The organism is Vannielia sp. SX4, assembly GCF_052828525.1.
In genome coordinates this window covers 4107501-4120640 of sequence record NZ_CM128247.1, presented here as the reverse complement: position 1 = coordinate 4120640, position 13140 = coordinate 4107501, and the positions used below count along the sequence as shown (strand labels likewise).

Sequence of the window (13140 nt, the reverse complement as noted above, 5' to 3'; positions counted from 1 at the left end):
CGTTCTGATGGAGAAAATTCATTCCGCCGCCACCTTCTGCGCGGTCTCGACAACCTTCGCATCCCGCAGTTGCAGCGTGGCCTTGATCGCGCCCTTGCGACCGTCTTCGTAGGTCACTTCGGTCTCGGTATAAACGCTCTCGGCCCCGCCATAGAGCGCATCCACGAGGTCGGCATACTTCTCGCCGATCACCCCGCGCCGCACCTTCTGGGTCCGCGTCAGCTCGCCATCGTCGGCATCCAGCTCCTTGTGCAGCACCAGAAAGCGGTGAATCTGGCAGCCAGCGAGCATCTCGTCTTCGGCAACCGAGGCGTTAACCTCTTCTACATGGCTCTGGATCATATTGAGCACCTGAGGATGCCCGGCCAGCTCCTGATAGCTCGCATAGGCGATGTTGTTGCGCTCCGCCCAGTTGCCCACGGCGCCGAGGTCGATGTTGATCATCGCGCAGCAGCGGTCGCGGCCCGCGCCGATGACAACGGCTTCGAGAATGTTGGGGAAGAACTTGAGTTTGTTCTCCACGTATTTCGGCGCAAACATCCGGCCGTCGGCCAGTTTGCCCACATCCTTGGCGCGGTCGATGATGCGCAGGTGGCCTGTGTCTTCTTCGATGAAGCCCGCATCGCCGGTGGCCACCCAGCCCTCGGCATCCTTGGTCGAGGCCGTGCTCTCGGCATTCTTGTAGTACTCGACGAACACACCGGGAGACCGATAGTAGACTTCGCCATTGTCACCGATTTTCAGTTCCACCCCCGGTGAGGCCACGCCCACCGTATCAGCCCGCACGCCGTCGTCCGGCTGCTGGGTGATGAACACGCTGGCCTCGGTCTGGCCGTAGAGCTGCTTCAGGTTGATCCCCAAGGAACGATAGAAATCAAAGATTTCCGGCCCGATCGCCTCGCCCGCGGTATAGCCCACCCGCACCCGGCTGAACCCGAGCGTGTTCTTCAGCGGCCCGTAGATGAACATCTCCCCGAGCCGGTATCTCAACTTGTCGCCCGCGCTCACCGGCTTGCCGTCCAGCAGGGCCGGCCCAACCTTGCGGGCATGGGCCATGTAGCGATCGAACAGCCATTTCTTGAACCGCCCGGCATCCTCCATGCGGATCATCACATTGGTCAGTTGGGTCTCGAACACCCGCGGCGGAGCAAAGTAATAAGTTGGCCCGATCTCGCGCAGGTCGGTCATCATCGTGTCCTGGCTCTCGGGGCAGTTCACGCAGAACCCGCACCACATCGCCTGCCCGACCGAAAAGATGAAATCCCCCACCCATGCCAGCGGCAGATACGCGAGAATTTCTTCCTTTTCAGTCAGATGGTCGAAGCTGGCGGAGTTCTTCGAGGTTTCGATGATGTTGCGGTTCGAGAGCACAACGCCCTTGGGTTTGCCGGTCGTGCCGGAGGTGTAGAGCATCACGCAGGTATCGTCGTAGCCCCGCGCCGCCTCGCGCTCCCGCATCACCGGCTCCAGCCGATGGTGCCCCGCACGCCCCTCCGCCTGCACATCGGCATAGGCGTTCATATGAGTGTGGTCGTATTTCCGCAGGCCGCGCTTGTCGACGTAGATGATCTGGTCGATCCCGGCGACTTTCTCCTGCACCTCGATCACCTTGTCGACCTGCTCCTGGTCGCCGCAGATCACAAAGCGCGCGCCGCAGTGCTCGAGCACATAGGCCATCTCTTCGGCGCTGGCGTCCTGATAGAGCGCCACCGGCACGGCCCCGCATTTCTGCGCCGCCACGAAAGACCAGTAGAGGGCAGGGCGGTTGCGCCCGATGATTGCCAGATGGTCCCCCGGCTCGAGGCCCAAAGCGATGAGCCCCATCGCCAGCGCGTCGATCTCCTCGGAGGTCTCCGCCCAGGTCCAGCTTTGCCAGATCCCGAATTCCTTTTCACGAAAGGCCGGTCGGCCTCCGAACTGGCGCACGTTCCGCGCAAGCAGCGCCGGAATAGTCTTGAGATCGCCCTCAGGCGTTGCCGTCACCGTCAATGTCTCCTCCCAGAAGGTGCCTCTCCCCAGGCACCAGGCCGTTGGCCCGACGTTGATTGGCAGTTACTATGGGCAAGGCATGGGCCATGCGTCAAATTATTTTTTGAACGAGTGTTCAATAGCTGCGAAACACCGTTCCGAAGAAGAGAGGGGGTTAGCGGATGGACGTTGTTTCATTGACCTATTACGCCATCGTCTGCGGATTGCTCGCCGGGTTCGTTCCCGCCACATGGCGGATGCCGCTGCGGTTCGGGCTGGGCGTTTTCATCGGGATCGTGGCCGCAGGCGTGCTGCCGATGCTCCGCGGGGTGTTCTGACCGCCGACTCGATTGCACCCGGCACCGCCACGCTGTTAAGTCGGGCCGAACGAAGCGGGGAAGTCTCATGGTTCATCTCTGGGTCCGTGCCGAAGAGCGCGAGAACGAGCGGCGCGTGGGCCTTGTGCCCGAGGGTGTCGAGGCGCTGCTAGAGCGCGGGTTTCGGGTGACGGTCGAGGAAAGCCCCGACCGTATCCTGCCGCTGGAGCCCTACCGCGCTGCCGGGGCCGAGATCGCCCCGCGTGGCAGCTGGCGTGAGGCTCCGGTCGAGGCCCTGATCTACGGCCTGAAGGAACTGCCCGAAGATGGCACCGCGCTGCCGCACCGCCACATCATGTTCGGCCATGCCTACAAGGGCCAGCGCGCTGGGCAGGAACTTCTGCGGCGGTTCAAGGTCGGGGGCGGGGCGCTCTACGATCTGGAGTATCTGACCGAGGAGAGCGGCCGCCGCGTGGCCGCCTTCGGCTACTGGGCCGGTTTCGTCGGCGCCGCCGTGACGCTCAAGGCCTGGGCTGCGGCTCAGAACGGCAAAATCTGCCCTGAGGTCCGCGAGTGGGAAGAGCAGAGCGACCTCGTCGAGGAAATCCGCGATGATCTGCAGGGCCTCTCGACCCCGAGCGCGCTGATCGTCGGCGCCTTGGGCCGGGTCGGCACCGGCGCGGGTGACATGTGCGAAGAGGTCGGCATCAACCCGACCCGCTGGGACATGGCCGAAACCGCCTCGGGCGGCCCCTTCCCTGAGATCCTCGCTCATGAGCTCTTCTTCAACTGCGTCCTCGCAGGCCCGCAAACCCCTGTTTTTGTGCCGAAAGAGGCGCTCGGCGCCGAGCGGGCGCTGGCGGCGGTTGGCGATATCGCCTGCGATCCGACGAGCGATTTCAACCCGATCCCGGTCTATGACGCGGCCACCACATGGGACGAGCCGGTGCATCGTGTGGCCGACGACCCGGTGCTCGACGTGATGGCGATCGACAATCTGCCCTCCCTCCTGCCCAAGGAATCGAGCGAGGACTTCGCGGCACAGATGCTGCCGCATCTCCTGCGCCTCGATGAGATCGATAAGGGCGTCTGGGGCCGGGGAGCGACAGTATTTAAGGAGCATACGGCATGACGATTCACTGGTGCGGCACTGGCCTCTCGGCCATCCCCGGCCTGCGGCGGCTGCTGGCCGAGCGCGATGACGTGACGGTCTGGAACCGCACAGAGGCCAAGGCCCGCGAAGCCGTTGGCGACCTGACCGACGATATTCGCGCCTTCTCGATGGAGGCGCTGGCCGAGGTTCTCGCCAAGGGTGACCTCGTAGTATCCATGCTGCCCGGCGACCATCACGTGCCCCTGGCCGAGCTTTGCCTTGCGAAGGGCGCCGACTTCGTATCGTCTTCCTACATTAGCCCCGAAATGCGGGCACTGGATGCGGCGGCGAAAGAAAAGGGCCTGCGTTTCGTCAACGAGGTGGGCCTCGATCCGGGCATCGACCACCTGATGGCGCATTGGCTGATGGCCGATTACCGCGCCTCCGAGGGCTTCAGCCCCGACAATGTGCTCAACTTCATCAGCTACTGTGGTGGCATCCCTAAAGAGCCCAACGCTTTCCGCTACAAGTTCAGCTGGTCGCCGCTCGGGGTTCTGAAGGCGCTCAAGTCGCCCTCGGTCTCGATCCGCAGCCACTCCGAGCTGCGCGTCTCCCGCCCGTGGGACGCGCTAAGCCGCTACGACGCGCCGCTCTCCACGCCTGAGAGCTTTGAGGTTTATCCCAACCGTGACAGCCTTCCGTTCATGGCAGAATATGGTTTCGAGCCGGGCTGGAAGGTGAAGGACTTCGTGCGCGGAACCCTCCGGCTCAACGGGTGGTCCGACGCATGGAAAGACGTGTTCGCCGAGGTCGAAGCGCTCGAAGGCAAGCCCGAGCTGGATGCGCGGCTTGCCGAAATGGCGGCCGAGTTCTGGGAAAAGCACGCCTATGACGAGGGCGAACCGGACCGGGTGGTGCTTTGCGTGGCACTTGAGGCTCTGAAGGATGGCGTGCCGGTTTACCACAAGACCTACGCGATGGACGCTTGGGGCGATGCCCGCGGCTCGGCCATGGCGCGTCTGGTGAGTGACACGGTGGCGCTGGCCGTCGAGGCCGTTCTGGCTCGCGAGATCGCGCCTGGCGTCTCTGCCGCACCGTCCGACCCGCGCCTCGTGGAGCGCTGGTTGGACAGGGTCCACACCACGGCGCAGCACCTCATGGTGGTGGATCACCTCAGCTGAATAAAGAAGGCCCGCCTTCGCCAAATGGGGACATGCGAAGGCGGGCCTTAGTCAGGGACGGGCCAGGCAGCAACCCGTCACCCTATGGCGGACCCGGAGAAAGCTCGCGTCAGGCCCGCATCCCAATCGTCATCGTGCCTGCAAGGCCCTCTCGCCTGCGGCGACCAGTTCCGACACCATCTTCTGATGGCCCCACTGCACATGGCCTGGGATCGACACGTGCACCTTGCGGCGCAGTGGCGTTCCAGTGGTGAAGCTGACATCGGCTTCGAACCGGCGCATCGCCGGGTCGTAGATGACGTGATCGATCTGTGGTCCGGTGAACGGCATCTCTGCCTCCTCATCCTGTGGTTCACACCTTCAACGCAACTAGATGTGGGATTGTTCCCGAGATTTTTCCACAGGGCGTCACGAAACAGTGATTCGATGGAACAGCGCCCCCTTGAGACGCGCAGCAGCTGTCCCCAAATAGGATGAGAAGGCCCGATACGGGTCTGTGCCGCCGGGCGGGCAGACCTCATGACAGGGCGCTTAGCAAAGGAGAATGACCGATGAACATGAACGAGTTCACGGAACGGTCTCGCGGTTTCATTCAGGCGGCGCAGACCATCGCGATGCGGGAAGACCATCAGAGGATGGTGCCGGAGCATCTGTTGAAAGCCCTGATGGACGACGAGCAGGGCCTTGCTTCCAACCTCATCAAACGTGCGGGAGGCTCGCCTGAACGCGTGGTCGAAGCGCTTGAAGCGGCGCTGGCCAAGCAGCCCAAGGTTTCGGGCGACGCCGGGCAGGTCTATCTTGATAGCCAGACCGGCAAGGTCCTCGACGAGGCCGCCAAGATCGCCAAGAAGGCAGGCGACAGTTTTGTGCCCGTGGAGCGGATTCTGACCGCGCTGGCCGTGGTGCGCTCGGGAGCGAAGACGGCGCTGGAGGCGGGCGGCGTGAGCGCACAAAACCTCAACGGCGCGATCAATGACATCCGCAAGGGCCGCACCGCCGATACCGCATCGGCGGAAGAGGGCTATGACGCGCTGAAGAAATACGCACTCGACCTCACCGAGCGGGCGCGGGACGGCAAGATCGACCCGATCATCGGCCGCGACGAGGAAATTCGTCGGGCAATGCAGGTGCTCTCCCGCCGGACCAAGAACAACCCGGTGCTGATCGGTGAGCCGGGCGTCGGCAAGACCGCCATCGCCGAGGGCATCGCCATCCGCATCGTCAACGGCGACGTGCCGGAGAGCCTGAAGGGCAAGACCCTGATGGCGCTCGACATGGGCGCGCTGATTGCCGGGGCCAAATATCGCGGTGAGTTCGAGGAGCGGCTGAAGGCGATCCTGAAGGAAATCGAGGCCGCTGCTGGCGACATCGTGCTCTTCATCGACGAGATGCACACTCTGGTGGGCGCCGGCAAGGCCGATGGCGCGATGGATGCCTCCAACCTGCTGAAGCCCGCGCTGGCGCGGGGGGAGTTGCATTGTATCGGTGCGACCACGCTCGACGAGTATCGCAAGCACGTGGAGAAGGACGCCGCCCTTGCCCGCCGGTTCCAGCCGGTGATGGTGGAGGAACCGACGGTGGAGGACACCGTGTCGATCCTTCGCGGCATCAAGGAGAAGTATGAGTTGCACCACGGCGTGCGGATCAGCGACTCCGCTTTGGTCGCGGCGGCCACTCTTTCCCATCGCTACATTACCGACCGCTTCCTGCCCGACAAGGCGATCGACCTTGTGGACGAGGCGGCCTCGCGGCTCCGCATGGAGGTGGACTCCAAGCCCGAGGAGCTCGACGCGCTCGACCGGCAGATCTTGCAGATGCAGATCGAGGCCGAGGCTTTGAAGAAAGAAGACGACCAGGCCTCCAAGGACCGGCTGGAGAAGCTGGAGAAGGAGCTGAGTGAGCTTCAGGAGAAATCCGCCGAGATGACTGCCCAGTGGCAGGCCGAGCGCGACAAGCTCGAGTCGGCACGGGAGATCAAGGAGAAGCTCGACCATGCGCGGGCCCAGCTCGACGCCGCCAAGCGGGAGGGCAATCTCGCCAAGGCGGGCGAGCTTTCTTACGGGGTGATCCCGGGGCTGGAGAAGCAGCTGGCCGAGGCCGAAGCGAGCGAGAGCGACGTGATGGTCGAGGAGGCCGTGCGGCCGGAGCAGATTGCTGAGGTGGTCGAGCGGTGGACGGGTATTCCGACCGCGCGGATGCTGGAAGGTGAGCGCGAGAAGCTGCTGCGGATGGAAGAGGAGATCGGCAAGCGGGTGATCGGCCAGCGCCAGGCGGTGCGGGCGGTGTCCAACGCGGTGCGCCGGGCCCGTGCGGGCCTCAATGATGAGGCGCGGCCACTGGGCAGCTTCCTCTTCCTCGGGCCGACCGGCGTTGGCAAGACCGAGCTGACCAAGGCGCTCGCGGAGTTCCTCTTCGACGATGACAGCGCGATGGTGCGGATCGACATGAGCGAGTTCATGGAGAAGCACGCCGTCGCCCGGCTCATCGGCGCCCCTCCGGGCTATGTGGGCTACGACGAGGGCGGGGTGCTGACCGAGGCTGTTCGGCGTCGTCCGTATCAGGTGGTGCTGTTCGACGAGGTCGAAAAGGCGCACCCCGACGTGTTCAACGTGCTGTTGCAGGTGCTCGATGACGGGCAGCTGACGGACGGGCAGGGCCGGACGGTGGACTTCAAGCAAACGCTGATCGTGCTCACCTCCAACCTCGGCGCACAGGCTCTGAGCCAGTTGCCCGACGGCGCCGATGCCGGTCAGGCCAAGCGCGACGTGATGGATGCAGTGCGGGCGCACTTCCGCCCCGAATTCCTGAACCGTCTGGACGAGACCATCATCTTCGACCGGCTCAGCCGGGGCGACATGGATGGTATCGTGCAAATCCAACTCGGCCTGCTGCGCAAGCGACTGGCACGGCGCAACATCGGGCTGGAGTTGGACGAAGGGGCCCAGACTTGGCTGGCCGATGAGGGTTATGACCCGGTGTTCGGTGCCCGCCCGCTGAAGCGTGTCATCCAACGCGCGTTGCAGGACGAGCTGGCCGAGTTGCTGCTGGCCGGTGACGTTAGCGATGGTGAAACCGTAACGGTGAGTGCCGGAGCCGAGGGGCTGATCATCGGTGACAAGGTCACCGGCTCCAACCGCCCGCGCCCCGATGATGCCGTGGTGCACTGAGCGCCGTTGATCCGGACGGCACGCCCGCCTAGAGATACGAAGGCCCCTTCCTGTCGGGAGGGGCCTTTTGCATGGGAGGGGCGAAGATGAAGGGCGCAATCATCACGGGCGCGGCACGCGGGATCGGGCTGGCCACGGCGAAGCTGTTGGCGGCGGACGGCTGGAAGGTCGCGCTGGTCGACCGTGACCGTGAGGCGCTGGAGGCCGCAGTGGGCGAGGTGCCCGGCGGCGTGGCGGTCTTTGCCGATGTGTCGGTGCCGGAGGACGTGACCCGCATGGTGGCCGAGGCCATGGCGGCATTGGGCCGGATCGACGGCTTGGTGAACAACGCGGGCGTTGCCCTCTTCGGCCCCGAAGCTGAAACCGATTTCGCCACATGGCGCGAGGTGATGGCGACCAACCTCGATGGCGTATTCCTCTGCTCTCAAGCGGCACGCGAGGCGCTCATCAAAACCAAAGGCGCCGTGGTCAACATCGCCTCTATCTCGGGCCATCGCGCCAGCACCTTGCGCGTGGCCTATGGCACCTCGAAGGCCGGGGTGATCCACCTGACCAAGCAGTTCGCGGCGGAGTGGGGCGAGTATGGCGTGCGGGTCAACTGCATCGCGCCCGGCCCGGTAGATACCAAGCTGGCACTTGCCGTGCATACGCCCGACATTCGCGCGGCCTACCACGATGCGATTCCGCTCAACCGCTATGGCAAGGAAGAAGAGATCGCGCAGGGCATCGTCTTCCTACTTTCAGACAAAGCCAGCTACGTCACCGGGCAGCTGCTTTCGGTCGATGGCGGATTTGAGAGCACCGGCATCGGCCTGCCTTCCCTGCGGCTCTGAGCTTGCCGCGCCGTGTCGGGGCAGGCTAGCCTCGCTCCAGTCACGGCAGAGGGGAGGCTCCGATGGCACGCAGGATTCACGCATTGCTCGACGAGTATGGCGAGAGCCATCAGGACCCGACCAACAAGGCGGTACATTGGCTCTGCGTGCCGGTGATCGTCTGGACGGTGATGGTCTTCGTTTATTCCATCCCTCAGCCCGGCTTCATGGCCCAATTCGGCTGGCTCAATTGGCTCACGGTCGTTCTGGCGCTCTCTCTATTATACTACGTCATCCTCTCGCCCACGCTTGCGGTGGGTTTCGCGTTCTACGCGGGGCTTTGCTACTGGCTGACGGTCACACTCGATTCATTTACCGACATCCCCGTCTGGCAGATCGGCGCGGTGGTCTTCGTACTGGCATGGGTCGGGCAGTTCTGGGGCCACAAGGTAGAGGGCAAGAAGCCCTCGTTCTTCAAGGATGTGCAGTTTCTGCTGATCGGGCCGGCTTGGCTGCTGTCATTTCTCTACAAGCGGATGGGCATTCCGGTGTGATCCTGCGCTGCGGCCCTTGTCACCCGCGCCACGGCTGCGCATCCTCCGGGCAAGCAACGGAGGACAGGTGAATGTGGTTCATGGATTGGGCGGGCTGGGCGCTGGAGTTTCTGGCCTTTGCGCTGCTGATCTTCATCGGGCTGGCGATGCTGCTGGCTGTCGTACTCTTCGTCATCGACAAGACGCAGACGCAGGACGCCATCCGACGCAACTACCCGGTGATCGGCCGCTTCCGGCACCTCTTTTCCACCTTGGGCGAGTTCTTCCGGCAGTACTTCTTTGCGATGGACCGCGAGGAGCTGCCCTTCAACCGGGCACAGCGGGACTGGGTGAAGCACGCGGCTGCGGGCCATTCCAACACGGTGGCCTTTGGCTCCACCCGCAACATCAGCGTTGTGGGCACGCCGATCTTCGTCAACGCCGCCTTCCCACCACTCGATGACCAGTTCGCCTCGACCGAGCCGATGCTGATCGGCCCGCATTGCCGCACGCCCTACACAGCGGAGTCCATCTTCAACATCTCCGGCATGTCTTACGGTGCCCTCTCAAAGCCGGCGGTCCGGGCGCTCAGCCGAGGGGCCAAGCTGGCCGACATCTGGATGAATACGGGCGAGGGCGGGGTGAGCCCCTATCACTTCGAGGGCGGGTGCGACCTCGTCTTCCAAATCGGCACCGCCAAATACGGCGTGCGCGATCATGACGGGAACCTCTCGGACGAAAAACTTGGCGAGCTGGCCGACCATCCGCAGGTGAAGATGATCGAGGTGAAGCTGGCGCAAGGGGCGAAGCCGGGTAAGGGGGGTATTTTACCCGCTGCCAAGGTAACGCCCGAGATTGCCGAGATCCGGGGCATCCGCGTTGGCGAGGCTTCGATCTCGCCCAACCGCCACCCCGAGATCGACGACTGGGCCGACCTGCTCGACTATATTGCCCATGTGCGCGAGGTGACCGGCAAGCCCGTGGGCTTCAAGACGGTGATCGGCAATATCGAGGTCTGGCGACCGCTCTTCAAACTGATCGAAGAGCGCGGCGAGTCCTTCGCGCCGGACTTCATCACTATCGACGGCGGGGAAGGGGGCACGGGCGCGGCCCCCATGCCGCTGATGGACCTCGTCGGCATGCCGATCCGCGAGGCGCTGCCGCTCTTCAACAACCTGCGCGACGAGTTCGGGCTGAAGGAGCGCATCCGTCTCGTGGCCTCCGGCAAGATGGTGAACCCCGGCGACGTGGCCCTCGCGCTGGCACTGGGCGCCGACTTTGTGACCTCGGCGCGCGGCTTCATGTTCTCGCTTGGCTGCATTCAGGCGCTGAAGTGCAACAAGAACACCTGCCCGACTGGCATCACCACTCACAACCCGCGCTTCCAAAAAGGGCTGGTGGTGGAAGACAAAGACAAGAAGGTGGCCGCCTACGCAAAGTCGGTGATCAAGGAGGTGGAGACGATTGCCCATTCGGTCGGCGTTGCCGAGCCCCGGTTGATGCGGCGGCGGCATGTGCGGCTGGTGCAGCCCGATGGCACCTCGATCCCGTTCAACCGAATCCTGCCAAGCTTCAATGCGCCGCCCGAATGAGCGGCGCGTTTTGTTTCAGCCTCTGACGATCCTGTAAGCAAACCGGCTCGTGAGAAATGTTTCAAGTTTCGGCCTCTATATACTGTGTGGGGATAGAAGGAGACGAACATGGCCCACCGCTGGACGAACAAACTGACCAAAGCTGATGTGACGCCTGAGGCGATCTGGCTGAACCGGCGCCAGATCATCGCCGGTCTGACGGCGGCGGGTATGGCGGGTGCGCTGGGGGGGCGGGCCGGAGCGGCGGGCGATACGCTTGAGCCAAACAGCTTTGACGACATCACCAGCTACAACAACTACTACGAGTTCGGCACCGGCAAGAACGACCCGGCCGCGAATGCGGGCGCACTCGATACCTCCGACTGGTCGATCGAGATTGACGGCATGGTCGACCGCCCCGGCACCTACACCCTTGCCGACCTTACCGAGGGCTTGATCGAGGAAGAGCGGATCTATCGCTTCCGCTGTGTCGAGGCCTGGTCGATGATCGTGCCGTGGAACGGTTTCGAACTGGCTGACCTGCTGGCCAAAGCCGGCGTTCAGGAGGCCGCGCGTTACGTGGCCTTTGAAACCGTGGTGCAGCCCGAGAACATGCCGGGCGTGCGGCGCAAGGTGATCCCGTTCCCCTATGTCGAGGGGCTGCGGATAGATGAGGCCATGCACCCGCTGACGATGATGGCCACCGGCATCTACGGCAAACCCATGCCCAACCAGAACGGTGCGCCGATCCGGTTGGTGGTGCCGTGGAAGTATGGCTTCAAGTCGATCAAGAGCACCGTGCGCATCAGCCTCGTGGCCGATGAGCCGCCGACGACCTGGAACAACCTGAATGCGCGGGAGTACGGCTTCTACTCCAACGTGAACCCGCAAGTGAGCCATCCGCGCTGGAGCCAGGCTTCGGAGCGGGTGATCGGCGGCGGGCTCTTCGCCAAGCGGCAAGAGACCCTCATGTTCAACGGATACGAGGAAGAGGTGGCCGCGCTCTACGACGGTATGGACCTCACCAAGAACTACTGAGCCACCGATGATCGACGCGCTGAATACCTCGCTCCGGAAGCTGCCTGCATGGACACTCTATACAGTGGCACCAATGCCGGCCGCCTTTTGGCTGTGGCAGGGCGCGACTGGCGCGAGCGGGCCGGAGCCGATCAAGGCGCTTGAACACAGCTTGGGCGAGTTCGCGCTTCAGCTGCTCATCATCGGGCTGGCCGTCACGCCGCTGCGCAAGTGGACAGGTCTGAACCTGCTCAAATTCCGCCGGGCGATCGGGGTGGTCTCCTTCTTCTATGTACTGCTCCACTTCCTCACTTGGCTGGTGCTCGACATGTCGCTGCTCTGGGGGCAGATCCTCGGCGACATCGTCAAACGCCCCTACATCACCATCGGCTTCATCGGTTTCGCTCTGCTGATCCCGCTGGCGGTCACCTCCAACAATGCGTCGGTCCGCAAACTCGGCGCGCAGTGGCGGAAGCTGCACAAGCTCGTCTACCCGGCTGTTCTGCTCGGCGGGCTGCACTGGGTGTGGCTTGCGAAGGGCTGGCAGGTGGAGCCGCTCCTCTACATGGGCGCGATTCTGGCGATCTTGGTGCTCCGGGTGATTCCGAAACCCCGGAAAAGAGCACTCGCCGCCTGAATCGCCCCGAGTCAGCCGACTCGCAGGGGTGAATCGGCGGGTGAATCGAAGAATCTTCACCCCCGAGGCAGAAAAATTCGACCTGACTCGCCGATTCATCCGACTCCAGCCCCCACGATTCACCGAAACACCCCCTCGATTCCGGCTTCTTGGGGGACTGATTCAAAGCTGACCCTACGTCCGAGTCTGTGGATAAGTCGCAAATCGCCTCGATTCTGACCGCCGAGCCGGACCGCCAAGCCCGGAAAGCGCCGCCGCGCAGAAAAAGTTCGCGCACAAACCCCTTGTTTTTATGGCTTTTCTCGAAGGCGCTAAAAAAATGTCATCTTTCTCCAAAAAAGCCCTTGCGGGGTCCGGCCCTGAACCGTAAATACCCCCTCACCGGCGGCGCTGAGGCGCACAACGGAACGCCAGACGGAACAACGGAGCGACGCTCCAGCGGGAAGGAAGGCAACAAAATAGAGGTAAGTGAGGCGGGGCGCGCCAAGTAAGTTAGGGCGCATCTCGGTGATTTTGTCTCTACGCTCTTTGAAATCGATGGTATCTGAAGAGATATGCGGGCGGTTTGGTCCATGCGACTGACAACCTCGTATATCGCGCTCTTAGGCTTCGGCCGATGATAGAGTGTCAGCTTCACTGTTTGGCGGCTCACGGTTCTTCGGAACTTGGAGCACATCAAACAGAGACTTTCCTGACCATAGCCGGTCAGGAAGATGTGCGAGGTTCGACGTCAAGGATAGCAGGGTAACCTGCTTTCAACTTGAGAGTTTGATCCTGGCTCAGAACGAACGCTGGCGGCAGGCCTAACACATGCAAGTCGAGCGCACCTTCGGGTGAGCGGCGG

11 protein-coding genes and 1 rRNA gene (1 of these 12 cut by a window edge) are annotated in these 13140 nt (G+C 63.2%); 10 read left to right on the top strand and 2 right to left on the bottom strand.

The genetic code is table 11. The features are described from left to right. Positions 1 to 18 precede the first annotated feature (18 nt). Positions 19 to 1983, bottom strand: coding sequence for an AMP-binding protein (locus ACUXVX_RS20435; protein WP_446311576.1), 1965 nt, complete (start codon positions 1981 to 1983; stop codon positions 19 to 21). A 167-nt stretch (positions 1984 to 2150) separates the two neighbouring features. Between ACUXVX_RS20435 and ACUXVX_RS20430 the strand changes: the two genes are divergently transcribed. From ACUXVX_RS20430 to ACUXVX_RS20420, 3 genes are all read left to right on the top strand, one after another. Beyond that, positions 2151 to 2306 carry a hypothetical protein gene (locus tag ACUXVX_RS20430; protein ID WP_222471854.1) on the top strand — a complete coding sequence of 52 codons (156 nt, stop codon included), beginning with the start codon at positions 2151 to 2153 and terminating at the stop codon, positions 2304 to 2306. Positions 2307 to 2373: 67 nt separating this feature from the next. Next, a complete protein-coding gene (locus tag ACUXVX_RS20425; RefSeq protein ID WP_446309729.1) occupies positions 2374 to 3417 on the top strand; it encodes a saccharopine dehydrogenase in 1044 nt (347 codons plus the stop codon). Next, positions 3414 to 4559: a saccharopine dehydrogenase family protein gene (locus ACUXVX_RS20420; protein ID WP_446309728.1), complete on the top strand. Its 1146-nt coding sequence runs from the start codon at positions 3414 to 3416 to the stop codon at positions 4557 to 4559. Before ACUXVX_RS20425 ends, ACUXVX_RS20420 begins: the two co-directional genes overlap by 4 nt. Before the next feature lie 129 nt (positions 4560 to 4688). Here the strand turns inward: ACUXVX_RS20420 and ACUXVX_RS20415 are convergent, their stop codons facing one another. Further along, positions 4689 to 4889: a hypothetical protein gene (locus tag ACUXVX_RS20415; RefSeq protein WP_222471857.1), complete on the bottom strand. Its 201-nt coding sequence runs from the start codon at positions 4887 to 4889 to the stop codon at positions 4689 to 4691. Positions 4890 to 5110: 221 nt separating this feature from the next. Here ACUXVX_RS20415 and clpB point away from each other — a divergent pair, with 221 nt between their 5' ends. From clpB to ACUXVX_RS20380, 7 genes are all read left to right on the top strand, one after another. Beyond that, the gene (gene clpB, locus ACUXVX_RS20410; protein WP_446309727.1) at positions 5111 to 7726 is read left to right on the top strand and encodes an ATP-dependent chaperone ClpB; all 2616 of its coding nucleotides are present in this window, start codon (positions 5111 to 5113) and stop codon (positions 7724 to 7726) included. Positions 7727 to 7812: 86 nt separating this feature from the next. Further along, positions 7813 to 8559, top strand: coding sequence for an SDR family NAD(P)-dependent oxidoreductase (locus ACUXVX_RS20405; RefSeq protein WP_446309726.1), 747 nt, complete (start codon positions 7813 to 7815; stop codon positions 8557 to 8559). A 62-nt stretch (positions 8560 to 8621) separates the two neighbouring features. Beyond that, the gene (locus tag ACUXVX_RS20400; protein WP_446309725.1) at positions 8622 to 9092 is read left to right on the top strand and encodes an Mpo1 family 2-hydroxy fatty acid dioxygenase; all 471 of its coding nucleotides are present in this window, start codon (positions 8622 to 8624) and stop codon (positions 9090 to 9092) included. An 80-nt stretch (positions 9093 to 9172) separates the two neighbouring features. Next, positions 9173 to 10663: an FMN-binding glutamate synthase family protein gene (locus ACUXVX_RS20395; protein WP_446311575.1), complete on the top strand. Its 1491-nt coding sequence runs from the start codon at positions 9173 to 9175 to the stop codon at positions 10661 to 10663. A gap of 108 nt (positions 10664 to 10771) precedes the next feature. Next, complete coding sequence (gene msrP, locus ACUXVX_RS20390; protein ID WP_446309724.1) at positions 10772 to 11680, top strand: protein-methionine-sulfoxide reductase catalytic subunit MsrP; 909 nt, start codon at positions 10772 to 10774, stop codon at positions 11678 to 11680. A 7-nt stretch (positions 11681 to 11687) separates the two neighbouring features. After that, a complete protein-coding gene (gene msrQ / locus ACUXVX_RS20385; RefSeq protein WP_446309723.1) occupies positions 11688 to 12296 on the top strand; it encodes a protein-methionine-sulfoxide reductase heme-binding subunit MsrQ in 609 nt (202 codons plus the stop codon). A gap of 756 nt (positions 12297 to 13052) precedes the next feature. Then, positions 13053 to 13140: ribosomal RNA gene (locus ACUXVX_RS20380) — 16S ribosomal RNA — on the top strand (it continues 1378 nt past the right edge of the window).

Excerpts from the sequence above, each read along its gene's own strand:
- ACUXVX_RS20430 (WP_222471854.1), top strand. The coding sequence starts at position 2,151 with ATGGACGTTGTTTCATTGACCTATTACGCCATCGTCTGCGGATTGCTC.
- ACUXVX_RS20425 (WP_446309729.1), top strand. The coding sequence starts at position 2,374 with ATGGTTCATCTCTGGGTCCGTGCCGAAGAGCGCGAGAACGAGCGGCGC.
- ACUXVX_RS20420 (WP_446309728.1), top strand. The coding sequence starts at position 3,414 with ATGACGATTCACTGGTGCGGCACTGGCCTCTCGGCCATCCCCGGCCTG.
- ACUXVX_RS20415 (WP_222471857.1), bottom strand. The coding sequence starts at position 4,889 with ATGCCGTTCACCGGACCACAGATCGATCACGTCATCTACGACCCGGCG.
- clpB (WP_446309727.1), top strand. The coding sequence starts at position 5,111 with ATGAACATGAACGAGTTCACGGAACGGTCTCGCGGTTTCATTCAGGCG.
- ACUXVX_RS20405 (WP_446309726.1), top strand. The coding sequence starts at position 7,813 with ATGAAGGGCGCAATCATCACGGGCGCGGCACGCGGGATCGGGCTGGCC.
- ACUXVX_RS20400 (WP_446309725.1), top strand. The coding sequence starts at position 8,622 with ATGGCACGCAGGATTCACGCATTGCTCGACGAGTATGGCGAGAGCCAT.
- ACUXVX_RS20395 (WP_446311575.1), top strand. The coding sequence starts at position 9,173 with ATGGATTGGGCGGGCTGGGCGCTGGAGTTTCTGGCCTTTGCGCTGCTG.
- msrP (WP_446309724.1), top strand. The coding sequence starts at position 10,772 with ATGGCCCACCGCTGGACGAACAAACTGACCAAAGCTGATGTGACGCCT.
- msrQ (WP_446309723.1), top strand. The coding sequence starts at position 11,688 with ATGATCGACGCGCTGAATACCTCGCTCCGGAAGCTGCCTGCATGGACA.